The sequence below is a fragment of the Cupriavidus ulmosensis genome (assembly GCF_977008105.1).
In genome coordinates this window covers 1,089,401-1,112,360 of record NZ_CDRMWP010000001.1, presented here as the reverse complement: position 1 = coordinate 1,112,360, position 22,960 = coordinate 1,089,401, and the positions used below count along the sequence as shown (strand labels likewise).

Sequence of the window (22,960 nt, the reverse complement as noted above, 5' to 3'; positions counted from 1 at the left end):
CCTTCGGCTTTACTGGGCGCTTGTTCCGGCCAGCGCCGGGTAGTCGGTGTATCCCGCCGCGCCCCCGCCGTAGAGCGTGGCCGGGTTGAAGGCAGCCAGCGGTGCACCGGCCTTCAGTCGCTCCACCAGATCGGGGTTGGCAATGAACGGACGGCCGAAGGCGAACAGATCTGCCTTGCCTTCGTCGAGGCGCGAGGTGGCCAGTTCCAGGTCATAGCCGTTGTTGGCGATGTAGGTGTTCTTGAAACGCCGGCGCAGCGCATCGTAGTCGAACGGCGCTACATCGCGCGGGCCGCCGGTCGCGCCCTCGACCACATGCAGATAGACGATGCCCAAGGCATTGAGCTGGTCGGCGATGTAATCGAACTGTGGCTGCGGATCGCTGCTGGAGATGCCGTTGGCCGGCGAAACCGGCGAGATGCGTACGCCCGTGCGCCCTGCGCCGATCTCGGCCACCACGGCAGCGGTGACTTCCAGCAGTAGCCGTGCGCGGTTTTCGATGGAACCACCGTAGGCATCGGTGCGGACATTGGCCCCGTCCTTGATGAACTGTTCCAGCAGATAACCGTTGGCGCCATGAATCTCCACGCCATCGAAACCTGCGGCGATGGCATTGGCTGCGGCCTGGCGGAAATCGTTGACGATCCCCGGCAACTCATCGAGCGCCAGCGCCCTCGGCTCGGAAACGTCCACGAAGCTGTTGTTGGCGAAGGTCTTGGTTTCGGCGCGAATGGCCGACGGTGCTACCGGCGCAGCGCCGTTCGCCTGCAGGTCGACGTGCGAGACGCGGCCGACATGCCAGAGTTGCAGGAAGATTCGCCCGCCCTTCGTATGCACGGCATCAGTAACCTTGCGCCAGCCGTCGATCTGCGACTGCGTGTAGATGCCGGGCGTGTCCTGGTAGCCCTGTCCTTGCTGCGAGATCTGCGTGGCCTCGGAGATCAGCAGGCCCGCCGATGCACGCTGGCTGTAATAGGTCGCGGCAAATTCACTCGGTATGAAGCCTGCACCGGCACGATTGCGCGTCAACGGTGCCAGCACAATCCGGTTGGAAAGCGTCAACGGGCCGAGGGTGTAGGGATCGAACAACGTCTTGCCACTCATGCTTTTTCCTCCAGAAACTGGATTGCATGCTTCAGGAAACGCTCGGGATACTGGTATTGCGCGCCATGCCCGGCATCGGGATAGATCAGCAACTGAGCGTTGGGAATGTGTTGGGCCAGATGCCACGAATTGATTGAGGCGATCATGATGTCGTTGGTGCCGTTGAGCACCAGGGTCGGCTGTTTGATCGCATTCAAATAGGCATAGGGGTTCTCGCCCGACAGCGGTGCGAAATAAGCCGCGTGTGCCTGGGCCTGCGCTTGTGCAACCGCCGCCGAACTGGGTGGGTCCTGGTCAGCACGGAGATGGCGCCGTTCCCAGAAGGCCAGCCCGGCTTTCTTCGCCGCATCGGAGCGGCCGAAGAACAGGTAGAGAAAGTCTTCGGCGGTCGGCACGGGATTCGGTGCGATTTCCAGCACCTTGGGTGCCATCGTCGGATCGCCGCCACGCAGGCCGGTGCCGAGCAACAGCAGCTTGCGTACCAGTTCTGGATGGCGCAGCGCGACCTCCTGCGCCTGCATGCCGCCAATCGAGAAGCCGAGCACATCGACCTGCAACAGGCCCAGCGCCCGGATCACCAGGGCAATGTCGTCGGCCAGGTCTTCGATCCGGTTGCGCGGCGTGCCTGTCGAGGAGGCGATGCCGCGGCCGTTGAACAGGATGACTTCCCGGCCTTCGGCCAGGCCGTCGGTCAGCAGCGGGTCCCAGTGATCCAGGCCGCCACGAAAATGCTGGACGAAGAACAGCGGTGGCTGGCCGCTGGCGGCGTTGCCCCAGCGGCGGTAGGCAAACCGGTCGCCATCGGCTTCGATGAAGCGCGTCGGCACGGTCAAGTGGGTATCGGTCATGGCATCGGCTCATCAAGTCAACGGAACTCAATGATGATGATCATCATCATAACCGTCAAGAACTTTGATGATGATCGTAATCAATGTAGTATCCAGACTTTGGATGAAGAAAAAGGCGTGCTGGCATGAAAGTCACCAAGACACAGGCGCAGGAGAACCGGACGCGCATCGTCGAGACGGCTTCCGAATTGTTCCGCGAGCACGGCTATGACGGTGTGGGCGTTGCGGACTTGATGGCGGCCGCCGGCTTCACCCACGGCGGGTTCTACAAGCACTTCGGCTCCAAAGCCGACCTGATGGCGGAGGCATCGGCCTGCGGCATGTCGCAGACTGTTGCCCTGACAGGTACGGTGGACGTCCCCGGGTTCGTCCGGCAATACCTTTCCCGCGAACACCGCGATGCTCGCGCCACCGGCTGCACGCTAGCGGCACTGGGCGGTGACGCCGCGCGTCAGCCCGAGGCAGTCAAGGCCACGTTCGCGGCCGGAATTGAAGGTCTGCTGGCGGTACTGGAGCGCGAAGACACGGAACTGGACGCGGCCGATCGGCGAAAGGCACGCGCGAGGAGGATCGACACGCTTGCCCATTTGATCGGGGCGGTCGTGCTGTCGCGTGCGTGTCCCGACGACTCCCCGCTGGCGGACGAAATCCTGGAGGTCTGTCGCACCGCACTTCTCGCACCACACATGAACTAGGCGTTTTCGGTCTTGAAAACACCGATGCGGCAAAGCGCTGCCAGTGGACATTGAAGCCGGGCGCGGCGCGGCGGCGCGCGGCACCTCGGTCACGAAGATCGGCCTCGCGCGCTCGTCTACTGAGCGCCGCCGCATCGGCAAGCGCCAGGGTTTCGTCCGGAATCCGCCACGACCGACGGGATGCCGGATGTCGTCAGAAGCGGTAGTTGACGGCCAGTTCCACCCGGCGGCCGGAGCCCTGCAGCCACTGCGTGGGGTTGTAGTAGGCAGTCGTCACGTAATGCTTGTCGAACACATTGAAGCCACGCAGCGACAGCGTCGTATCCTTGCGCGGGCGCCACTGCAGCAGCACGTCGGTCGTCGTGTAGGCCGGCATTTCCAGCGTGTTCGCGCGATCGGCGAAGCGGCGCCCCACGTAGCGCAGGCCCGCGCCAGCCGTCCAGCCCGGCAGGAAACGCCAGGTCAGCCAGGCATTGGCCACGCGTTCGGGAACGTCGGTTGGCACATTGCCCGCGCGTGAAACAGGCGCGCCGCCCACCGACTCCGTGAAGTCGTCGTAGCGGGCCTGCAGCAGCGCGGCATTGGCATCGAGACGCCAGCCCGGCAGGAATTCGAGTCCGACGGTGGCTTCGATCCCCCTGGAGGACTGCTGGCCCACCTGAACGCTCTGCGCGGGGTTGAACACATCGCGTGTGACCAGGTTATTCTTCACGATCCTGTACGCGGCGAAGGTCCATTCACCCTTGCTCCGCCAGAACGACTGCTTCAGGCCGGCTTCCACCTGGTGGCCCGTGGACAGGCTGAAGTTGCTGTTGGCTGGCGAGAGCATCAGCAGCGCGCTAACGGGGTCGGCCGCCGCCGAGTACTGCGCGTAGACAGCGAGGTTGTCGGTCAGGTTGTAGACCGTGCCGGCGCGCCACCCCACGTGCGAGAACGACTTGTCATAGGCTTGCTGGTTGCTGGTCAGGTCGTGGCGCGTGATGTCGGCATGGTCGTAGCGCAGGCCGGCCAGCACCGACCATTTCGGCGTGATCTCCAGCCGGTCCTCGAGGAACAGCGCGTACTGCGTGGCCTGGTTGGCGTAGCGCGGCGTGGTGCCCGCCACGTTGATGAACGTGCCGCGGTCGAACACCTCGGGATCGACGACGGAACTGCCCGAGTACGGCGCATTGTTCGTGTGCTGGAAGGAGGCGCGGTTCAGGTCATAACCGGCCGAGACGTTGTTCTTCATGCCGAGCAGGTCATGGCGGATCGCGGCATCGGACGTGTTCCCCACCTGCCACTGGTCATGCAGGATCTCCGTGTAGGAGGAGCGGTTGATCAGTCCGCTCGCCGGAAGGTAGTCGTAGTACTCGGCGTCGCGCCAGTGCCGCTTGCTGTCGATGTAGTACAGCCGCGAACGGACCGTGAGGTTGCTGTTCGGCGTCCATTGCGCGGACAGCTCGGACCATTGGTCGTCGTACTTGATCAGGCTGTCGCCAACGTTGTAGTTCCTGGTCCGCAGCGCCGGGTCCTGTTGCCCGTTGACGAGCGGGACGCCGAAGTATCGCGGTGGCTCCTGCCATCCCTTGGCATAGCTGAGCTTCACGCTCAACTCCGGGGTGGGGTCCCACTGCAGCGCGCCGGAGACCGACAAGTTGCGCGAGTTGCCGAAATCGACCCAGCCATCGGAGCGATTGCCGCTCACATCCAGCCGGTAGGACCACTTGTCGTTGACGGCACCGCCGCTGCCGAAAGCCAGCCGTTGGGTGTTTTCCGTGCCGATGACCGCCTGGATTTCGTTCTCGATGGCGCCGCGCATGGGCTTCTTGGGCACCACGTTGACCACGCCGCCGATGGCACCCTCGCCATAGATGACGGAGGCCGGGCCGCGCAATACCTCGATGCGCTCGACCGACCACGTATCAAACGGAAAGGTCACGCCAATGCCGCCGTACTGGCGCAGGCCGTCGTAGAGCCGCATGACCGATGTGGCATCGGTAAAGCCGCGCGATGACAACGACGCGCCGCCGTTGCCCGGATGGCCAAGGCTGGTCATGCCGGGCGCGCGAGTGATGGCGTCCACCAGCGAAGCGTCACCGCGCTCTTCGATCCGGTCTCGCGTCATGACGTCGACACTGGCGGGCGTCTGCATGAGCGTCAGGCCAAGGTTCGAGCCCGTCGTGGTCGGCTCCCGCAATCCGGACACGGCCGACGCATTCACCGTGACCGGGGCTAGCTCCCGGATGTCGGAGCCGGGCTCCGCCGCGTGCGCGAGGACGTGAGGCATGCAGGCGGCCCCGGCAGCCAGTGCGAGAAAACGTTTGCGAGGAAGGCAGCGGGACATGGATGAGCAGGCGGCAGCCGCACGCGGCGATGCACGACCGGGAAGTGGAGGAATGGGCACGCATTGTATGAATCCGGAGACAATGACGGCATGCGGCACAGGGACGCACAACCAGTCAGGCCCGTGAGCCCTGGCATGTCCGATCCGCATGCCCGGAACGGCCTGGCGTACATGGAAGAACCGGAAAGGATCCAGCGCGGCCATTGGTCGCACGAGCCGCAATCACGTGCGCGGTATGCTTGCGACCTGAAAGCCGCCCCGCATTCATTCCCATGAGCAAGAGTCCCTCGCCCACCGTCGCTGCCGCGGCCTGCGCCTATCGCATGCTCTGGCGCTGGCATTTCTATGCCGGCCTGTTCGTGATGCCGTTCCTGATCGTGCTGGCGATCACCGGCACGATCTACTGCTTCCAGCCACAGATCGAGCCGCTGCTCTACCCCCATCTGCTCAAGGTCCGGCCGGCCGGTGAATCCATGTCCGCGCAGGCGTTGCTGGATCGCGCGCGCGCCGCCGCGCCAGCGGGCGCCGTCGCGACGACGTACACCATCGATCCCCGCCCCGATGCCAGTGCCGAATTCATCTTCCGCCTGCCGACGGGAATGAGCGAGAGCGTCTATCTGAATCCCCATTCCGGCGAGGTGCTGGGCCGCCTGAGCGTCGAGGACCGTTTCATGAAGCAAGTCCGGATGCTGCACCGCGCGCTGCTGGCCGGCAAGCCCGGGGAGCTGCTGATGGAACTGGCCGGCTGCTGGACGCTGGTGATGATCGCCACCGGCGTGGCCATGTGGTGGCCGCGCCTGCGTGCCGCCGGCATCGGGGCATTCCGGATGGCCAATGCAACGAGCAAGCGCGGATGGTGGAAGGAGATCCACCTGTTGCTGGGAGCATGGCTTGCGCTCGGCGCACTGGCCTTCGTGCTGTCCGGCCTGCCGTGGACGGCATCATGGGGCAAGCAGTTCAAGGCCATCACCACCGCAGCGAACCTGGGCCGTCCCGATACGGGCACGGCTGCGCACCAGCACGGCAATCCCGTCGCACAGCAGCGCCAACAGGCACCACATGACGCGCCTGCTGCGCGCGGCTCGCACAGCCACACCATGGAAAGCCTGCCGCTGACGGACGTGCCCTGGGCAACCGGGTTCACGACGGTGCCGACAGGTTCCTCCGGGCACACGCCTGTCGGGCTCGACCGCGTCCTGGAAATCGCAAAGGCGCGTGGCGCGTCGGCGGGTTGCCAGATAGCATTGCCGGCGTCGGCCAGCGCCGTCTACACGGTTTCCTGCTTCCCGAGCGATCCGCAAGGTGAACGCACGTTGCATATCGACCAACATAGCGGCGACGTCGTCAAGGACATCCGGTTCGCAGACTACGGCGCCGTGGCCAAGGCCGTCTCCTACGGAACGTCGCTGCACATGGGGCGCTACTTCGGGCTGGCCAATCAGATCGCCTGTGCGACGATATCAATTGGCCTGATGGCGCTGGCCGTCACCGGATGTGTCATGTGGTTGCGGCGCAAACCCGCGCGGACGCTTGGCGCGCCGTCCCATCCGTCGGCGCTGCCGGCCATGCGGGCATGGGTGATCGGGCTGGGGCTGCTTGGCGTGATCTTCCCGATGATGGGCGTCACCCTGGCAGGGGTCTGGCTGATCGATCGGATGATTGCACGCGGCAAGGGTACGCCGCCGGCAGCGTCGGAGCGCGTTGCCGCGTGAGGCAGGCGCGTCGCGGCGTGGTGGCTGCGCCGATGCCGGAGGCGCAGCGCGGCGCGATGCGCATGCCCTGAACCCGCGGCTTGGGAAGCGCCACGACGCAATCCATCGTGCTGTTTCCTGGCGCGTGCATCGCAGGTTCTTTGACAGCAAGACCGGGAGATTTGGACATCGCGCCGTGAATCTCGACGGCGAGCAAATGGCCTCGCGGGCCCTGCCTTCACCCTGCCTTCGATGTGCCGCCCGACCGCTTCCCGGAAAAAATAAAACCGACGCCTGCTGGTGCAGTGCGTCGGTTTGAGCGTGTGCTTCTTGTTCCTGCGTGCCTACCCTTGCTTATCCAGCTAGCATCTGACCCGTTTGTTCGAAATGTTGTTTTCGATCATTCTAGTCGGCGCTGCTGGTGCTTGGCTAAGCTACTTCTTCTGGCGGAGAGGGTGGGATTCGAACCCACGGTACCGTCGCCGGTACGCCTGATTTCGAGTCAGGTACATTCGACCACTCTGCCACCTCTCCGGTAACTTGGTCGCGTGTCGCGAAGAACAAGATTATAGAGTGAAGTCCACCGCGACCGCAAGTCCCTTACGCGAGAAAATTTATGCCTCGGGTTCGAGGCGCGCGAGGCCGCCGAGGTACGGCTGCAGCGCGGCGGGCACCGTCAGCGAGCCGTCGGCGTTCTGGTAGTTCTCCAGGATCGCCACCAGCGTGCGGCCCACGGCCAGGCCGGAGCCGTTGAGCGTGTGCACGAGCTCGGGCTTGCCCTGCGCCGTGCGGAAGCGGGCCTGCATGCGGCGCGCCTGGAAGTCGCCCATGTTCGAGCACGAGCTGATCTCGCGGTAGGTGTTCTGCGCGGGGATCCACACTTCGAGGTCGTAGGTCTTGGTGCTGCCGAAGCCCATGTCGCCGGTGCACAGCACGATGGTGCGGAACGGCAGGTCGAGCTTCTTGAGGATCGCCTCGGCATGGCCGGTGAGCTGCTCGAGCGCGTCGAACGACTGCTCGGGCGGCACCACCTGCACGAGCTCGACCTTGTCGAACTGGTGCTGGCGGATCATGCCGCGCGTGTCGCGGCCATACGAGCCGGCTTCGGAGCGGAAGCACGGCGTGTGGGCGACGAAGCGCAGCGGCAGCTTGTCGCCGGCCACGATGGCGTCGCGCACGATGTTGGTCAGCGGCACCTCGGCGGTGGGGATCAGGTAGAAGTTCTCGGTGCGCTCGCCGCCTTCGTTGTTCTCGCCGCCGACCTTGCGCGGCACCTTGAACAGGTCTTCCTCGAACTTGGGCAACTGGCCGGTGCCGCGCATCGACGCCGCGTTGACGATGTAGGGCACGTACATCTCGGTGTAGCCGTGCTCGAGCGTGTGGGTATCGAGCATCAGCTGCACCAGCGCGCGGTGCATGCGCGCGATGCCGCCCCGCAGCATGGCGAAGCGCGAGCCGGTGACCTTGGTGGCGGTGTCGAAGTCCAGCCCCAGCCGCGCGCCCACGTCCACGTGGTCCTTCACTTCGAAGTCGAAGCTGCGCGGCGTGCCGACGCGGCGCACTTCCACGTTCTCGGTTTCGTCGCGGCCCACCGGCACGCTGTCGTGCGGCAGGTTGGGAATGGCCAGCATGGTCTCCGCGAGCTGGGCCTGGATCTCGTCCAGGCGCGCGGCCGAGGCCTTGAGCGCATCGCCGATGCCGCCCACTTCCGCCATCACGGCCGAGGCGTCCTCGCCCTTGCCCTTGAGCATGCCGATCTGCTTGGACAGGCTGTTGCGGCGCGCCTGCAGTTCCTCGGTCTGGGTCTGCAGTTGCTTGCGCTCGGCTTCGAGTGCCTGGAAGGCCGCTACGTCGAGCTGGAAGCCGCGCGCGGCAAGGCGCTGCGCCACGGCGTCGATGTCTTTGCGGAACAACTGGATGTCTAGCATGTTGCGTGTGTGGAGGGTGCTGGGCCGGCGACATGCCGGCGGACCCGCCATTTTACTGCACTGGCCCCGCCGCCCGCCGTTCGGCCAGGCGCGGAACAGACGGCCGCGGCGGCCGCTGTTCCGCGGGACGGGCGGCCCCGGCGCCTGGGTGTGCCGGCTAGGGCTCGCCGCCCTCGTCCTTGCCCTTGCCTTTGCTCTGCTGGCGCAGCCACTGCGCGTCGAGCTCGCGCAGGTGGCGCAGCTTGTCGCCGATCTTGCCTTCGAGCCCGCGCGGCGTGGGCTGGTACCAGCCCTGGCGCTTGAGGTCGTCGGGGAAATAGTGCTCGCCGGCCGCGTAGGCTTCCGGCTCGTCGTGCGCGTAGCGGTAGGCGTGGCCGTAGCCGAGTTCCTTCATCAGCCTGGTCGGCGCGTTGCGCAGGTGCACCGGCACGCCGCGCGACTTGTCCTTGGCGACGAACGCGCGCGCCGCGTTGTAGGCGTTGTAGCCGGCGTTGGACTTGGGCGCCACGGCCAGGTAGACCAGCGCCTGCGCCAGCGCCAGCTCGCCTTCGGGCGAGCCCAGGCGCTCGTAGGTCTCGGCCGCGTCGAGCGTGATGCGGGCCGCGCGCGGGTCGGCCAGGCCGACGTCTTCCCAGGCCATGCGCACGATGCGGCGCGCCAGGTAGCGCGGGTCGGCGCCGCCGTCGAGCATGCGGCAGAACCAGTAGAGCGTGGCGTCGGGGTCGGAGCCGCGCACCGACTTGTGCAGCGCGCTGATCTGGTCGTAGAAGGCGTCGCCGCCCTTGTCGAAGCGGCGCAGGTTCTCGGACAGCGCGCTGCCCAGCAGCGCCGTGTCCACGCTGGCGGCGCCGGCGTTGCGCGCGGCGCGCGCCACGATCTCGATGTTGTTGAGCAGCTTGCGGCCATCGCCGTCGGCGGACGCGACCACCAGCGCCAGCGCCTCGTCCTCCCACTGCAGGCCGCCGAGCTCCTCGCTGGCGCGCCGCGCGAGCTGCGTGAGCTCGGCATCGTCCAGGCTCTTGAGCACGTACACGGCCGCGCGCGACAACAGCGCGCCGTTGACCTCGAACGAGGGGTTCTCGGTGGTGGCGCCGATGAAGGTGAACAGACCGCTTTCGACGTGCGGCAGGAAGGCGTCCTGCTGGCTCTTGTTGAAGCGGTGCACTTCGTCGACGAACACCAGCGTGCGGCGGCCGTGGGCGCGGTACTGCTCGGCGCGCTCGACCGCCTCGCGGATGTCCTTGACGCCGGACAGCACCGCCGAGAGCGCGATGAACTCGGCGTCGAAGGCGGTGGCCATGAGGCGCGCCAGCGTGGTCTTGCCCACGCCGGGCGGGCCCCACAGGATCATCGAATGCGGCTCGCCGGAGGCGAAGGCCACGCGCAGCGGCTTGCCCGGGCCGAGCAGGTGCTGCTGGCCGATGACTTCGTCGATGTTGCGCGGGCGCAGGCGCTCGGCCAGCGGTTGTTGGGAACGGTCGGGAGCTTCGGAGAACAGCGAATCCGCCACGGTAATCAGGCCTCTTGGTCAGGGCGGGCGCACGGGCAGGCCGCTGCGCCCTGGAACCTGACAGTGTAGACCATCGCGGCTGGCGGCCCGGCGTTCGCGCCGCGCGGCGTGCCTGCCCGCGCCTTCGCGCCGCCCTCCCCGTTCTCTACTTCGCGGCCTGCTCGTTGCGCGTGAACGCATCCAGCACGCCGGCGCGCTCGCCGCCGACGCGCGCGCGCCAGGCGCTCACCGCGCCGGCGCCGGCCTCGCGCAAGGCCTGCTGCACGGCGGGCGCGGGGCTCGCCTGGATGGCCACGCCGTTGGCGCGCATGCGCGCGGTGTTCTCTTCCAGCCGGGTGTCCAGGCGCGCCCACTGCTTCTGCTCGGTGGCCTGCGCGGCGGCGTCCACGGCCGCGCGCGTGGCCGGCGGCAGCGCGGCGTAGGCCGCGGCGTTGACGGTGGTGAACGACAGCGGCATGGCGTAGCCGATCGCCGTGAAGTTGGGCAGGTAGTCCCACAGCTTGCGGCCCGCGCCGCCGTCGCCCGAGGACAGCACCGCGTTGACCGAGCCGTCCTTGAGGCGCGGCATGGCGTCGGCGAACGACAGGTTGGTGGCCTGCGCGCCGGCGGCCTTCATGACCTCGGTGGAGGTCTCGTCGTAGGTGCGCACCGACAGCGCGCGCAGCCCGGCCAGCGTGGCGACCGGGTCGCGCGACCACAGCCCGGTGGGCGGCCACGGCGTGAGATAGAGCAGGTGCTGGCCCTGCGCCGCGAACGCGCGCGCGTAGTCGGCGCGCGCCAGCTCGGCCAGGCGCCGCGCGCCGTCCACCGAGGTGGCGACGAACGGCAGCGACGACAGCAGGAACAGCGGGTCCACCGCGCCCAGCGCGCCGCCGAAGGCATCGCCGCCCTCCAGCTTGCCTTCCCGGACCGCGGCCGGCATCTGCGCGGAGCGGATGCCGGCGCTGGCGTCGTAGCTCGGCCTGACCGCCAGCGCGCCCGCGGTGCGCGCTCCGACCTCCTCGGCGAACGTGGCCAGCCCTTCGCCGGGCATGGCGCTGGACGGGTATTCCGTGGCCATGCGCCAGGTCGTGGCCGTGGCCGGCTGCGCCCAGCCCTGGCCGGCGCCGCAGGCAATCAGCGCGAGCAGCGCGCCGGCGCGCAGCAGCCGGCGGCGCAACGGGTGGAACGCGGACTTCGGGGAAGCGGGCATGATGAAAGGTCCTGGGGGTCGTGGGTGGGGAAATGAAAACTTCGGGGCAGGCAACCGGCAATCAGGCCGCGAGATGGCCGCGGGCCTGGCCGCGCGGGAACGCCACCACGTCGTCGACCTCCACGCGGATGCCGATCCGCTCGCCGAGCGCGTGGTCGTGGTGCGAGGGCACCAGCGCCAGCACCTGCCCGCCGCCGGCCAGGCGCAGGGTGTAGAGGATCTCGGCGCCCCGGAACGCCTTGTGCAGGACCTCCGCGCGCAGCGGGCTGGCGTCGTCGTGGACGATGTCGTCGGGCCGGATCAGCACGTCGACCTCCGCCGTGGCGGGCGGCACGCGCAGCGGCTCGCGGCTGCGCAGCGTGCCGAGCTCCAGCGTGACGGCATGCGGGCCGTCGAGGCGCCCCGGCATCAGCACGCCCTGCCCGATGAAATCCGCGACGACGCGCGTGGCGGGGCGGTGATAGAGATTGTGCGCGTTGTCCCACTGCTCGATGGCGCCGGCATGCATCACGCCGATCTCGTCGGCCACGGCAAACGCTTCGTACTGGTCGTGCGTGACCAGGATGGCGGTGGTGCCCTGGGCCTTGAGGATGTCGCGCACGTCCAGGCTCAGGCGTTCGCGCAGGTCGATGTCCAGGTTGGAGAACGGCTCGTCGAGCAGCAGCAGGCCGAGACGCGGCGCCAGCGCCACGCGCTGCTGCTGGCCGCCCGACAATTCATGCGGGAACTTGCCGCCGGCGCCAGCCAGGCCGACCAGCGCGAGCATCTCCGCCACGCGCGCGGCGCGTTCGCCGCGGCGCGCGGCGCGCAGCCCGAAACCCACGTTGTCGGCCACGCTCAGGTGCGGGAACAGCGCGTAGTCCTGGAACACCATGCCCACCCGCCGCCGCTCGGGCGGCACCGCGAAGCCCGGCGACGACACGACCTCCCCCTGCAGCAGGATGCGGCCTTCGCGCAGCGGCTCGAAGCCGGCGATGGCGCGCAGCACGGTGGTCTTGCCGCAGCCGCTGGGGCCGAGCAGGCAGGCGATGCTGCCGCGCGCCAGGGTGAACGACATGCCGTTGACGACGGCGTGGCTGCCGAAGCCGTGACGGATGTGGTCGACCTCGATCACGGTGTCGGCATCGGCGCGCGCGGGCGCGGAGGTGGAATGAGGGTGGCCTCGCATGCCAGGCATTATATGGGGCGGGCGCGCGCATGCGGCGGGGATCGGGGCGGAAACCGGAGGAGGAAATCGGGGGCGAGGATCCGGGCAAGAATCGGCGCAGGGATCGGCGTCGATGGCGGGACGGGCGGCGCGCGTCCCGGCCGGCCCGCCGCCATTGCTAGAATGCGGAGCCTGCCCAACGGTGCCGCCAGCCGGCACCGGCCCGCCGGGCCCCGCCCGCCGACCGACCGCAACCGACGCCATCCCGCCGCCGAATGAGCCTGCCCCGCCTTCGCCATGCCAGCCGCCCGCAGCCGCTCGCCCTTGTCGCGGGCCTGGCCGCGCTGCTGATCGCGCTGCCGGTCGCGCAGGTGGCCGGCAGCCTGCTCGCGCCCGGCGGCGACACCTGGCGGCACCTCGCCGACACGGTGCTGGCCGAATACGTCGGCAACACCCTGTGGCTGCTGGCCGGGGTCTGCGCCGGCGTGCTGCTGCTGGGCGTGCCCACCGCCTGGCTGGTCAGCACCTACCGCTTTGCCGGGCGGGGCTGGCTGGAGTGGGCGCTGGTGCTGCCGCTGGCCATGCCGGCCTACGTCATCGCCTACGCGTACACCGACGCGCTGCAGTTCGCCGGCCCGGTGCAGGGCTGGCTGCGGGCGCTGACCGGCTGGCGCGCGCGCGAATACTGGTTCCCGGACATCCGCTCGCTGGGCGGCGCCATCGTGCTGTTCACGCTGGTGCTCTATCCCTATGTCTACCTGACCGCGCGCGCGGCCTTCCTGCAGCAGACCCTGAACACGCTGGAGGCGGCGCGCCTGCTCGGCTACGGCACCTGGGGCAGCGTGTGGCGCGTCATGCTGCCGCTGGCGCGCCCCGGCATCGTCGCCGGCACGGCGCTGGCGCTGATGGAGACACTGGCCGACTTCGGCACCGTGGCCTATTTCGGCATCCCGACGTTTTCCACCGGCATCTACCGCGCGTGGTTCTCGCTCGGCGACAAGAACGCCGCGGCCCAGCTGTCCGCCTGCATGCTGGCATTCGTGCTCGGCATCCTGCTGGCCGAGCGCGTCAGCCGCGGGCGCGCGCGCGTGCACGGCGGCCAGCGCCGCGCGCCGGCCTATCGCCTGCGTGGCTGGCGGGCCGCGCTGGCGCTGCTGGCATGCCTGCTGCCCGTGCTGCTGGGCTTCGCCGTTCCCGCGCTGATGCTGTGCAGGATGGCGCTGGCCGAGGGCGACGCGCAGTTCGGCCCGCGCTTCGTCGGGCTGGTGCGCAACAGTTTCCTGCTGGCCAGCGTCACCGCGCTGGCGGCGGTGCTGGCCGCGCTGCTGATCGGCTATGCGGGACGCGGCATCGGGGCCGGCCGGGGCTGGCTGCTGCGCGCGCTGACGCGGGTCTGCGGCATGGGCTACGCGCTGCCCGGCTCGGTGATCGCGGTGGGCGTGCTGGTGCCGGTGGCGCGGCTCGACAACGCCTTGTCGTCCTGGCTGCAGCAGCACCTGGGATGGTCGGCCGGGCTCTTGCTGACCGGCGGCATCGCCGCGCTGGTCTACGCCTACCTGGTGCGCTTTCTCGGCGTGGCCCTGCAGACCGTCAACGCCGGCCTCGCGAAGATCACGCCGGGCATGGACGCGGCGGCGCGCAGCCTCGGCCACGGCCCGGGCGCCACGCTGCGGCGCGTGCACCTGCCGATGCTGCGCGGCAGCCTGCTCACCGCGGCGCTGATCGTCTTCGTCGACGTCATGAAGGAGCTGCCGGCGACGTTCGTGATGCGCCCGTTCAATTTCGACACGCTCGCCGTGCAGGCCTACAACCTGGCCGCCGACGAGCGCCTGGCCGAGGCCGCCACGGCATCGCTGGTGATCGTGGCGGTGGGCCTGCTGCCGGTGATCCTGCTGTCGCGCTCGATCCGCCGCGACGCGCGGCAATAGGCCCGGGCGGCCGCCGCGCTTCTTTTCCTAAAGTTCTCCGACGGGCTGCCGATATATCGCTGATCCGAAGCTGCGCCCCGGCGCGTGCGCGTTGCCGCGCGCGCCAACCGGTCCGCCCCCGCCGCTGGCCGGCTTCGCGCTGCATTGCGGCGATATCGCCGCACTTGCCCCGTACTTGTTCGCAGCGTCTTCAGGGAGTGTTATGCAGCTTCGTTACCGCATGCTCGTGTTCAAGCTGGGCCGCCTGCCCCGCCAGGAGCGGATCAGCCCGGTCGATGAGATCGCCCTGGCGGGCCAGTTGGCGGAACAACTCGACAAGCCCGGCATGGTCGAGCGCCTCGTGGCGGACCTGTTCGACCACGAGAACGCCCATGTCAGGCGCATCGCGCTCAACGCGGTGAGGCGCGCGCACGGCTACCGGCAGGCCGACATCACGCTCGCGCTGCTGCGCAAGCTCAGCGACCCCGATCCGTGGCTGCGCCATGACGCCGCCTGGATCCTGCACGAGTCCGGGCTGGACAGCCCGCACATCCGCGCGGCGCTGCGCCAGCTGGCCGGCCCGGTCATGCTGCCCTACGACCTGGAGCGCTCCCGCGCCAACCCGGGCGACGCGCTGCTGCATGCCCAGGTGCGCGCGCGGCAGGCGCTGGACGTGCTGCTGGCGCGCCAGACCGCGGGCACGGTGATCGCCAAGCTGCCTTACGCGGACGGCACCGTGGGCCACACGCGCGTGCGGCGGCGCGAGCAGCTGAAGCTGGCCTTCGAGCGGCACAAGGAGCGCGGCGCGAAGCTGCGCTTCCGGCGCGTGGAAAACGGGGAGGAAAACAAGGAGGCGGCCGCCGTGCCGCGGCCGAAGCCGAAGGCCGTGCCGTGAACATGGCGGCGCGCGCCGCCATGCCCGTCCGGCGGCGCCGCGCCGGGCTTATTTGTAGCCGGCCTTGTCCGCCAGCTTCTGCGCCTGCGGCTGGTGCTTGCCCAGTTCCGCGACGTTGATCTTGTCCGCCTTGAAGCTGCCCAGCGCCTCGAGCGCCGGGTTGTTGACCTTCACGCCGGGCACCACCGGCCATTCATTGTTGCCGTCGGCAAAATAGCGCTGCGCCTCGTCGCTCGCCAGGTATTCGAGGAAGGCGCGCGCGGACTCCTTGTTGGGCGCGTGCTTGAGCATGCCGCCGCCGGAGATGTTCATGTGCACGCCCTGGCTGGCCTGGTTAGGCCACAGCACGCCGAGCTTGTCGGCCACGGCCTTGTCCTCGGGCCTGGCCGATTTCAGGATGCGGGCGATGTAGTAGGTGTTGGCGACCGCGAGATCGCACTCGCCGGCGGCCACCGCCTTGAGCTGGTCGGTGTCGCCGCCCTTGGGCGCGCGCGCCAGGTTGGCCACCACGCCGCGCGCCCACTGCTCCGTCCTGGCCTCGCCGTCATGGGCGATCAGGCTGGACATCAGCGACAGGTTGTAGACGTGGCCGCTGGAGCGGATGCACAGCTTGCCTTTCCATCTGGGATCGGCCAGGTCTTCATAGTCCCGGATGTCGCCGGGCTTGACCGCGTCCTTGTTGTAGGCGATCACGCGGGCCCGCGCCGAGAAGCCGAACCAGTCGCCGCCGGGATCGCGGTAGTTGGCGGGAATGCGCGCCTCCAGCACGCCCGACCTGAGCGGCGCGAACACGCCCGCCTGCTGGGCGCGCCACAGGCGGCCGATGTCGACGGTGATGAACACGTCGGCGGGGCTGTTGGCGCCCTCGCTCTTGATGCGCTCGAGCAGCGGGTCTTCCTGGCCCTCGATGCGGTTGATCTTGATGCCGGTCTGCCGGGTGAAGTTGGCGTAGAGCGCCTCGTCGGTCTGGTAATGGCGCGCCGTGTAGAGGTTCAGCACCTTTTCCTGGGCGCCCGCGGCGAGCGGCAGCGCGGCGAGCATGGTGAGCACCGCGAGCGCGGCGGCGCGCGGCAGCAAGTGACGGAATGCGATCATGACTCTCCCCTCGATGATTGTTCTGCTCCGCCCTGGAGATGCCGTGCCGGCACCTTCGGCAAGACGAGCAAGAAACAATAATCATTCCTATTTTCGAGGTCAAGTGACAACGCTGTCATGTTGGCCCGCGGCAATGCCGGAGCGCCCGGCCCGCGCTGCCGGCGGAGCGCGGGCCGCGCCGGGTCCGCGGCCTTTCGCGCCCTTCTTCCATGCGCGCCGCGTCAGGCGCCGGCGCGCTCCGCCAGGACCTTCATCGCGTCGGCCGGCAGCGGCCCGTGGCAGGTGCGCTCGCCGCCGGGCTTGCTCACCACCAGCCACACCTTGTCCGGCGTACCGGCCGGATGCAGCAGCCAGGCCGGGCCGCGCCCGCTGCCGGTAGGCGGCAGGCCTTCCAGCACGCCGCTGCTGACCGACTGCAGCAGCACCGCGCAGTCGCTGGCGGGCGCCTGCGTGGCGGAGAGGAAGTCCGGGTTGGCCAGCACTTCGGGCAGGGCCGTGTCGGAGGCGCGCAGGAAGGCGTCCACGTCGAAATGCCGGCTGGCGCCGCCGCTGCCGGCGCAGGCCGCGAGCAGCGTGGCCGCCGCGAGAGCGGCGAGGACAGTGCGGGCAACGAGGGCACCGGCGCGGCGCGGCGGGAAAAGTGCGGTCATGGGCGGCCTCATTGCTTCATCACGTCGGCGCCCTTCGGCACCGTGAACCGGAAGGTGTCGGCGGGCAGCGCCGGGTTCTTCTGCATGGCGCTGAAGGTCAGCAGCGTGGTGTTGCCGAACGCGTCGCGCAGCTCCATCGCTTCCAGGTTGCCGCTCTTGAAGCCGATGCCGATGCGCTCGAACTGCGTGTCCTTGGCCTTGGGCGTCAGCTCGATCCATTCCACGCCGTCGCGCGCCGGGCCGTTCTTCACCACGAAGTTCTTCTCGAGGTCATTGCTGCCGAACAGGATCGCCGCCGGGCTGGAGCCGAGCGCGCCGTCGAGCTTGCGCTCGGTGACCTGGTTGAGGTCCTTGTCGTAGATGTAGAGGGTCTGGCCGTCGGCCTGCAGCAACTGGTCGTAGGGCTTGACGTAGCGCCAGGTGAACTTGCCCGGGCGCGCGAAGGCAAAGGTGCCGCTGGAGGTGCCGGTGACCTTGAGGCTGTCGCCCTGCCCCTTGACCTGGCGCTGGGTGAACTCGCCGCGCGCGCTCTTGACGCTGGCGACGAAGGTCTGGAGCTGGTCCACGCCGGCCGCCATGACCGCCGGCGCCGCCAGCGACATGGCCAGGGCGGCGCATGCCGACACGAGAAAGCGGTTTCGCATGTAGTTTTCCTTGCTGGATGGAGAGGCCGCCGCGCCGTGCCGCGATGCACGCGCGCGGCGCCGCATGTCCGGTTAGAGCGGCGCGCGCCCGGCGGATTCCGCAACCGGGTGCATCGCGCGTAACCGCATGTTACTCGTGCACGTCAGCCGCGCATATCAGCCGCGCAACGGCGCCGGGGTCATCTTGCCGGCGCCTCTCATTCGTCCTCGCGCGCGGCGCCCGGCTGGGCCAGGATGTCGCGGTTGCCGTTGCCCGACATGGCCGAGACCAGCCCGGACTTTTCCATGTCCTCGAGCAGCCGCGCGGCACGGTTGTAGCCGATGCGCAGGTGGCGCTGCACCAGCGAGATCGAGGCGCGGCGGTTCTTGAGCACCACCTCGACGGCCTGGTCGTAGAGCGGGTCGGCTTCGCCGCCGCCACCGCCGATGCCGGCGCCGCCGCCCAGGCCGTCGGTGCCGGTCTCGCCCTCGGCCAGCCCGCCCTCGAGGATGCCCTCGATGTAGTTGGCCTCGCCGCCTTCCTTGAGCTTCTGCACCACGCGGTGGACTTCCTCGTCGGAGACGAAGGCGCCGTGCACGCGGATCGGCAGCCCGGTGCCGGGCGCGAGGTACAGCATGTCGCCCATGCCGAGCAGCGCCTCGGCGCCCTGCTGGTCGAGGATGGTGCGCGAGTCGATCTTGCTGCTGACCTGGAAGGCGATGCGGGTCGGCACGTTGGCCTTGATGAGGCCGGTGATGACGTCGACCGACGGGCGCTGCGTGGCCAGCACCAGGTGGATGCCGGCGGCGCGCGCCTTCTGCGCGATGCGCGCGATCAGCTCTTCCACCTTCTTGCCCACCACCATCATCAGGTCGGCCAGCTCGTCGATGACGATGACGATGACCGGCAGCTTGTCGAGCGGCTCGGGCGCGTCCGGGGTCAGGCTGAACGGGTTGGGGATCTTTTCCTCGCGCGCGGCGGCTTCGTCGATCTTCTTGTTGTAGCCGGCCAGGTTGCGCACGCCGAGCTTGCTCATCAGCTTGTAGCGCCGCTCCATCTCGCCGACCGACCAGTTCAGCGCGTTGCCGGCCTGGCGCATGTCGGTGACGACCGGGCACAGCAGGTGCGGGATGCCTTCGTAGACGCTCATTTCGAGCATCTTGGGGTCGATCAGGATCAGCCGCACCGACTCGGCGCCGGCCTTGTACAGCAGCGACAGGATCATGGCGTTGATGCCGACCGACTTGCCCGAGCCGGTGGTGCCGGCCACCATGCAGTGCGGCATCTTGGCCAGGTCGGCCACCATCGGCTTGCCGGCGATGTCCTTGCCGAGCGCCATCGTCAGCATCGACGCGCTTTCGTTGTAGACCTGCGAGCCGAGGATCTCGGACAGGCGCACGGTCTGGCGCTTGGGATTGGGCAGCTCCAGCCCCATGTAGTTCTTGCCGGGAATGGTCTCGACCACGCGGATCGACACCAGCGACAGCGAGCGCGCCAGGTCGCGCGCCAGGTTGACCACCTGGCTGCCCTTGACGCCGGTGGCCGGCTCGATCTCGTAGCGGGTGATGACCGGGCCCGGATAGGCCGCCACCACCTTGACCTCGACGCCGAAGTCCTTGAGCTTCTTCTCGATCAGGCGCGAGGTGAATTCCAGCGTTTCCGCGCTCACGGTTTCCTGGTGCGCCGGGATCGGGTCGAGCAGCGCCAGCGGCGGCAGGTCGGAGTCCTGGATGTCGGCGAACAGCGGCTGCTGCTTCTCGCGCTCCACGCGCTCGTGCTTGGGCACGGCCTGCGGGCGCACGATCTGCACCGGCGTCGCTTCCTCGATCTTGACCCGCTGCACCTCCACGGTCTCGGTGCGCTCGACCTTGGCGGCCTCGCCGATGATGCGGTCCTGCTTGCTTTCGCGGCGCGCCTTGAAGCCGAGGAACAGGTTCTCGACGAAACCGCCGACGTGCTCGGCCACCGACAGCCACGAGAAATGGAAGAACAGCGACAGCCCGATGGCCAGCAGCAGCAGCAGCAGCAGCGTGGCGCCGGTGAAGCCCAGCGCCATCTGCATCCAGCCGCCCAGCAGGTCGCCCAGCACGCCGCCGGGCGCGCGCGGCAGCGCCGAGCGCAGCGGGTACATGCGGATCGCCTCCAGCCCCATGCTGGCGGTCAGCGACAGCGCGAAGCCGATCCAGCTCACCACCAGCCCCTGGCGCGCCTCGGCGGTGCGCTCGGGCAGCTCGGCGCTCAGCGCGCGCCAGCCGCGCCAGCAGCGCCGCACCAGCAGCACCGCCCACCAGTAGGCGGAAAAGCCGAAGATGAAGAACAGCACGTCGGCCAGCCAGGCGCCGACGCGGCCGCCCAGGTTGTGGATGTCGGCCACCTGGTTGGCGTGCGACCAGCCCGGGTCGGCCTTGCTGTAGCTGGCCAGGATGCAGACGAAGGCCAGCGTGACGGCCAGCATCAGGAACCAGCGCACCTCGCCGAGCAGCTTGCCGATGCGCGAAGGCAGCGCGGAGGGATCGGTACGGGTGGTGGTGGTAGCTCGGGCCATGCCTGGTCTGGGTTGCCGTCTGGGATTGCGGTGCCGGCCATTTTAACCTTGCCCGGGGCTATCGCTCCCATTGGAATTTGCAACAGTGAGCAAACGCCGGTCCACTTATAATGCTGGTTTCGATTCACGCCGGTGCGCAGCATGCCGCACCGGCCACAGGAACGCATCATGGCCAAACACGCAAAAGTGCTGATTCTCGGTTCCGGCCCCGCCGGCTACACCGCCGCCGTCTACGCGGCGCGCGCCAACCTGCAGCCCGTGCTGATCACCGGCCTGGCCCAGGGCGGCCAGCTGATGACCACCACCGACGTGGAAAACTGGCCCGCCGATGCCAACGGCGTGCAAGGCCCCGAACTGATGCAGCGTTTCCTGGAGCATGCCGAGCGCTTCAACACCGAAATCATCTTCGATCACATCCACACCGCGAAGCTGACCGAGCGCCCGATCCGCCTGGTCGGCGACGCCGGCGAGTACACCTGCGACGCGCTCATCATCGCCACCGGCGCCTCGGCCCAGTACCTGGGCCTGCCCTCGGAAGAAGGCTTCATGGGCCGCGGCGTGTCGGCCTGCGCCACCTGCGACGGCTTCTTCTACAAGAACCAGGAAGTCGCGGTGATCGGCGGCGGCAACACCGCCGTGGAAGAAGCGCTGTACCTGTCGCACATCGCCAGCAAGGTCACGGTGCTCCACCGCCGCGACAAGTTCCGCGCCGAGCCGATCCTGGTCGACCGCCTGCTCCAGCGCGAGAAGGAAGGCCGCGTCGAGATCCGCTGGAACGCGGTGCTCGACGAAGTGGTCGGCGACGACTCCGGCGTGACCGGCATCAAGGTGCGCAACACCCAGACCAACGCGGTCGAGGAAGTGAAGCTGGCCGGCGTGTTCGTGGCCATCGGCCACAAGCCCAACACCGAGCTGTTCGAAGGCCAGCTCGAGATGCACAACGGCTACATCGTCACCAAGAGCGGCCTGGCCGGCGACGCCACCGCCACCAGCATCCCGGGCGTGTTCGCCGCCGGCGACGTGCAGGACCACATCTACCGCCAGGCCATCACCAGCGCCGGCACCGGCTGCATGGCCGCGCTCGACGCGCAGCGCTACGTGGAAGCGCTGCAGTAAGCGGCGCCAGCCGCGCGGCAAAGGGCGGCGGGTTGCCTTCGAGCATCCCGCCTCCCCTCTCCCACGCAAGTGGGAGAGGGGAGAACACAAGCGGCAAGCCGGCCTTGCCGGCCACCTGGGGCGCCGGCGCACATCCGCTGCACATCCGGCACCCTTCTTGCGCCCACCGCCCTCCCCTATAATCTCCCGAGACCAGACCGAGCCTTCCCGGAGAGACCCCATGCCGCACGGCGCCAAGAAACCCGCCAGCCAGCCCAAGCCGACCAGGCGCTTCGGCCTGGATGACCTGTCCGGCCTGCGCAGCACGCTGAAAGCGCAGACCGAACAGCGCGAAGCCGAGCGCCGCGAGGCCGAGGCGGCGGCGCAACGCGCGCGCGAGGAAGCCGACGTGTTCCGCAGCAGCGTCGGCAACGTCAACACCCTGCGCGACCGCAACCGCGTGGCGCCCGCGCCGAAGCATCCCGCACCGGTGCCGGTGCAGACCCGGCTCGACGACCAGGCCGTGCTGGCCGCCTCGCTGTCCGACGAATTCGACGTCGAGAACCTGCTCGATACCGACGAGACGCTGTCGTTCCGCCGCCCCGGCATCGGCATCGACGTGGTCAAGAAGCTGCGCCGCGGCGAATGGGTGCCGCAGGACAAGATCGACCTGCACGGCCTGCGCAGCGACGAAGCGCGCGAGGCGCTGGCCGAGTTCGTGCGGCGCTCGGTCAAGCGCGGCGTGCGCTGCGTGCGCGTGATCCACGGCAAGGGCAACGGCTCGCCCGACAAGACGCCCGTGCTCAAGGGCAAGGTGCGCAGCTGGCTGGTGCAAAAGGAAGAAGTGCTGGCCTTCGTGCAGGCGCGCGGCGCCGAAGGCGGCGCCGGCGCGCTGATGGTGCTGCTGCGCCAGCCGCACGCCTGAGCGCGCGGGCGCGATGCACCTGCCGCTCGATCTCCTGATGGGGCGGCTGCCCCTGATCCTGCATGTGATGGAAGTCACGGGCGTGCTGGCCTTCGCCATCTCCGGCGTGGTCGACGCGCGCAAGCAGCGCTTCGATGCCGTGGGCACCTTCGTGGTGGCCTTCGTCACGGCCTTCGGCGGCGGCACCGTGCGCGACGTGCTGCTCGACCGCCGGCCCTTCTACTGGGTCGACCACGAAGGCTACGTGATCCTGATCTTCCTGCTGTCGCTGGGCGCCTCGCTGGTGCTGCGGGTGGTCAGCCGGGTGGCGTCGGAACGCGCCATGATCGCCGCCGACGCGGTCGGCCTGGGACTGTTCTCCGTCACCGGCACCTCGCTGGCGCTGGTGGCGCAGATGACGCCGACCGTGGCGGTCATGATGGGCATCATCTCGTCGGTGTTCGGCGGCGTGGTGCGCGACGTGCTGTGCAACGAAGTGCCGATGATCCTGCGCGACCGCTCGCCCTACGCCACCTGCGCGTTCGTGGGCTGCTGGGTCTATATCGGCCTGACCTGGCTGCGCGCCGACCAGGAAGTGGCCCTGCTGGCAGGCGCGATCACCATCACCGCCGCGCGCCTGCTGTCGGTCCGCTTCGGCTGGAAGCTGCCAAGCTAGGCGTCAGCATCGAGCCGTGCCGGCCGTACTTGAACCGCCGACACCAGCGCACCGGTCCACCACGCCCACCACGCCCACCACGCCCACCACGAAACCACGAGGGCGCCATGTCGTGACGGTCAAAACAG

The 22,960-nt window shown here is 68.7% G+C and carries 18 protein-coding genes and 1 tRNA gene; 7 read left to right on the top strand and 12 right to left on the bottom strand.

Annotation, left to right across the window (positions count from 1 at the left end):
* Positions 1-9: 9 nt before the first annotated feature.
* Together ACWTPI_RS05080 and ACWTPI_RS05075 are read right to left on the bottom strand one after the other, a co-directional pair.
* Complete coding sequence (locus ACWTPI_RS05080) at positions 10-1,104, bottom strand: alkene reductase (RefSeq protein ID WP_059410755.1); 1,095 nt, start codon at positions 1,102-1,104, stop codon at positions 10-12.
* Entirely contained in the window at positions 1,101-1,952 is an 852-nt protein-coding gene (locus tag ACWTPI_RS05075) for an alpha/beta fold hydrolase (protein ID WP_454731092.1), read from the bottom strand. Before ACWTPI_RS05075 ends, ACWTPI_RS05080 begins: the two co-directional genes overlap by 4 nt.
* A 125-nt stretch (positions 1,953-2,077) precedes the next feature.
* Between ACWTPI_RS05075 and ACWTPI_RS05070 the strand changes: the two genes are divergently transcribed.
* Positions 2,078-2,647, top strand: coding sequence for a TetR/AcrR family transcriptional regulator (locus ACWTPI_RS05070; protein ID WP_454731091.1), 570 nt, complete (start codon positions 2,078-2,080; stop codon positions 2,645-2,647).
* 193 nt (positions 2,648-2,840) lie between these two features.
* Here the strand turns inward: ACWTPI_RS05070 and ACWTPI_RS05065 are convergent, their stop codons facing one another.
* Positions 2,841-4,916: a TonB-dependent receptor gene (locus ACWTPI_RS05065; RefSeq protein ID WP_454731090.1), complete on the bottom strand. Its 2,076-nt coding sequence runs from the start codon at positions 4,914-4,916 to the stop codon at positions 2,841-2,843.
* Between the two features lie 329 nt (positions 4,917-5,245).
* On the opposite strand from ACWTPI_RS05065, the gene ACWTPI_RS05060 reads away from it, so the two are divergent.
* The gene (locus ACWTPI_RS05060) at positions 5,246-6,685 is read left to right on the top strand and encodes a PepSY-associated TM helix domain-containing protein (RefSeq protein ID WP_454731089.1); all 1,440 of its coding nucleotides are present in this window, start codon (positions 5,246-5,248) and stop codon (positions 6,683-6,685) included.
* Positions 6,686-7,108: 423 nt separating this feature from the next.
* Here the strand turns inward: ACWTPI_RS05060 and ACWTPI_RS05055 are convergent.
* The 5 genes from ACWTPI_RS05055 to ACWTPI_RS05035 form a co-directional block, all read right to left on the bottom strand.
* Positions 7,109-7,198, bottom strand: a tRNA-Ser gene (locus tag ACWTPI_RS05055).
* A gap of 80 nt (positions 7,199-7,278) precedes the next feature.
* A complete protein-coding gene (serS, locus tag ACWTPI_RS05050; RefSeq protein ID WP_020200912.1) occupies positions 7,279-8,592 on the bottom strand; it encodes a serine--tRNA ligase in 1,314 nt (437 codons plus the stop codon).
* A 157-nt stretch (positions 8,593-8,749) separates the two neighbouring features.
* Positions 8,750-10,102: a replication-associated recombination protein A gene (locus ACWTPI_RS05045; protein ID WP_454731088.1), complete on the bottom strand. Its 1,353-nt coding sequence runs from the start codon at positions 10,100-10,102 to the stop codon at positions 8,750-8,752.
* Between the two features lie 145 nt (positions 10,103-10,247).
* Positions 10,248-11,294, bottom strand: coding sequence for a TRAP transporter substrate-binding protein (locus ACWTPI_RS05040; protein WP_454731087.1), 1,047 nt, complete (start codon positions 11,292-11,294; stop codon positions 10,248-10,250).
* A gap of 61 nt (positions 11,295-11,355) precedes the next feature.
* Positions 11,356-12,462, bottom strand: a complete 1,107-nt coding sequence (locus ACWTPI_RS05035) for an ABC transporter ATP-binding protein (protein WP_454731086.1) — start codon at positions 12,460-12,462, stop codon at positions 11,356-11,358.
* Between the two features lie 254 nt (positions 12,463-12,716).
* Between ACWTPI_RS05035 and ACWTPI_RS05030 the strand changes: the two genes are divergently transcribed.
* Both ACWTPI_RS05030 and ACWTPI_RS05025 read left to right on the top strand, forming a co-directional pair.
* Positions 12,717-14,369, top strand: coding sequence for an ABC transporter permease (locus tag ACWTPI_RS05030; protein WP_454731085.1), 1,653 nt, complete (start codon positions 12,717-12,719; stop codon positions 14,367-14,369).
* Positions 14,370-14,571: 202 nt separating this feature from the next.
* Complete coding sequence (locus tag ACWTPI_RS05025; RefSeq protein WP_454731084.1) at positions 14,572-15,243, top strand: hypothetical protein; 672 nt, start codon at positions 14,572-14,574, stop codon at positions 15,241-15,243.
* A 48-nt stretch (positions 15,244-15,291) separates the two neighbouring features.
* Here the strand turns inward: ACWTPI_RS05025 and ACWTPI_RS05020 are convergent, their stop codons facing one another.
* The 4 genes from ACWTPI_RS05020 to ACWTPI_RS05005 all read right to left on the bottom strand — a co-directional run bounded on the left by ACWTPI_RS05020 (position 15,292) and on the right by ACWTPI_RS05005 (position 20,157).
* A complete protein-coding gene (locus tag ACWTPI_RS05020) occupies positions 15,292-16,338 on the bottom strand; it encodes a Fe(3+) ABC transporter substrate-binding protein (protein ID WP_454731083.1) in 1,047 nt (348 codons plus the stop codon).
* Between the two features lie 221 nt (positions 16,339-16,559).
* On the bottom strand, positions 16,560-16,988 hold the full coding sequence (locus ACWTPI_RS05015) for a hypothetical protein (RefSeq protein WP_454731082.1): 429 nt from the start codon (positions 16,986-16,988) through the stop codon (positions 16,560-16,562).
* An 8-nt stretch (positions 16,989-16,996) separates the two neighbouring features.
* Positions 16,997-17,632: an outer membrane lipoprotein chaperone LolA gene (gene lolA, locus ACWTPI_RS05010; protein WP_020200904.1), complete on the bottom strand. Its 636-nt coding sequence runs from the start codon at positions 17,630-17,632 to the stop codon at positions 16,997-16,999.
* A 197-nt stretch (positions 17,633-17,829) separates the two neighbouring features.
* Entirely contained in the window at positions 17,830-20,157 is a 2,328-nt protein-coding gene (locus tag ACWTPI_RS05005) for a DNA translocase FtsK (protein ID WP_020200903.1), read from the bottom strand.
* A 168-nt stretch (positions 20,158-20,325) separates the two neighbouring features.
* Here ACWTPI_RS05005 and trxB point away from each other — a divergent pair, with 168 nt between their 5' ends.
* The 3 genes from trxB to ACWTPI_RS04990 all read left to right on the top strand — a co-directional run bounded on the left by trxB (position 20,326) and on the right by ACWTPI_RS04990 (position 22,832).
* Complete coding sequence (gene trxB, locus ACWTPI_RS05000) at positions 20,326-21,273, top strand: thioredoxin-disulfide reductase (protein WP_020200902.1); 948 nt, start codon at positions 20,326-20,328, stop codon at positions 21,271-21,273.
* A 220-nt stretch (positions 21,274-21,493) separates the two neighbouring features.
* Positions 21,494-22,177, top strand: coding sequence for a Smr/MutS family protein (locus tag ACWTPI_RS04995; protein ID WP_020200901.1), 684 nt, complete (start codon positions 21,494-21,496; stop codon positions 22,175-22,177).
* A gap of 13 nt (positions 22,178-22,190) precedes the next feature.
* The gene (locus ACWTPI_RS04990) at positions 22,191-22,832 is read left to right on the top strand and encodes a trimeric intracellular cation channel family protein (RefSeq protein WP_454731081.1); all 642 of its coding nucleotides are present in this window, start codon (positions 22,191-22,193) and stop codon (positions 22,830-22,832) included.
* Positions 22,833-22,960: the final 128 nt, after the last annotated feature.

Excerpts from the sequence above, each read along its gene's own strand:
- ACWTPI_RS05080 (WP_059410755.1), bottom strand. The coding sequence starts at position 1,104 with ATGAGTGGCAAGACGTTGTTCGATCCCTACACCCTCGGCCCGTTGACG.
- ACWTPI_RS05075 (WP_454731092.1), bottom strand. The coding sequence starts at position 1,952 with ATGACCGATACCCACTTGACCGTGCCGACGCGCTTCATCGAAGCCGAT.
- ACWTPI_RS05070 (WP_454731091.1), top strand. The coding sequence starts at position 2,078 with ATGAAAGTCACCAAGACACAGGCGCAGGAGAACCGGACGCGCATCGTC.
- ACWTPI_RS05065 (WP_454731090.1), bottom strand. The coding sequence starts at position 4,916 with ATGCCTCACGTCCTCGCGCACGCGGCGGAGCCCGGCTCCGACATCCGG.
- ACWTPI_RS05060 (WP_454731089.1), top strand. The coding sequence starts at position 5,246 with ATGAGCAAGAGTCCCTCGCCCACCGTCGCTGCCGCGGCCTGCGCCTAT.
- serS (WP_020200912.1), bottom strand. The coding sequence starts at position 8,592 with ATGCTAGACATCCAGTTGTTCCGCAAAGACATCGACGCCGTGGCGCAG.
- ACWTPI_RS05040 (WP_454731087.1), bottom strand. The coding sequence starts at position 11,294 with ATGCCCGCTTCCCCGAAGTCCGCGTTCCACCCGTTGCGCCGCCGGCTG.
- ACWTPI_RS05035 (WP_454731086.1), bottom strand. The coding sequence starts at position 12,462 with ATGCGAGGCCACCCTCATTCCACCTCCGCGCCCGCGCGCGCCGATGCC.
- ACWTPI_RS05030 (WP_454731085.1), top strand. The coding sequence starts at position 12,717 with ATGAGCCTGCCCCGCCTTCGCCATGCCAGCCGCCCGCAGCCGCTCGCC.
- ACWTPI_RS05025 (WP_454731084.1), top strand. The coding sequence starts at position 14,572 with ATGCAGCTTCGTTACCGCATGCTCGTGTTCAAGCTGGGCCGCCTGCCC.
- ACWTPI_RS05020 (WP_454731083.1), bottom strand. The coding sequence starts at position 16,338 with ATGATCGCATTCCGTCACTTGCTGCCGCGCGCCGCCGCGCTCGCGGTG.
- ACWTPI_RS05015 (WP_454731082.1), bottom strand. The coding sequence starts at position 16,988 with ATGACCGCACTTTTCCCGCCGCGCCGCGCCGGTGCCCTCGTTGCCCGC.
- lolA (WP_020200904.1), bottom strand. The coding sequence starts at position 17,632 with ATGCGAAACCGCTTTCTCGTGTCGGCATGCGCCGCCCTGGCCATGTCG.
- ACWTPI_RS05005 (WP_020200903.1), bottom strand. The coding sequence starts at position 20,157 with ATGGCCCGAGCTACCACCACCACCCGTACCGATCCCTCCGCGCTGCCT.
- trxB (WP_020200902.1), top strand. The coding sequence starts at position 20,326 with ATGGCCAAACACGCAAAAGTGCTGATTCTCGGTTCCGGCCCCGCCGGC.
- ACWTPI_RS04995 (WP_020200901.1), top strand. The coding sequence starts at position 21,494 with ATGCCGCACGGCGCCAAGAAACCCGCCAGCCAGCCCAAGCCGACCAGG.
- ACWTPI_RS04990 (WP_454731081.1), top strand. The coding sequence starts at position 22,191 with ATGCACCTGCCGCTCGATCTCCTGATGGGGCGGCTGCCCCTGATCCTG.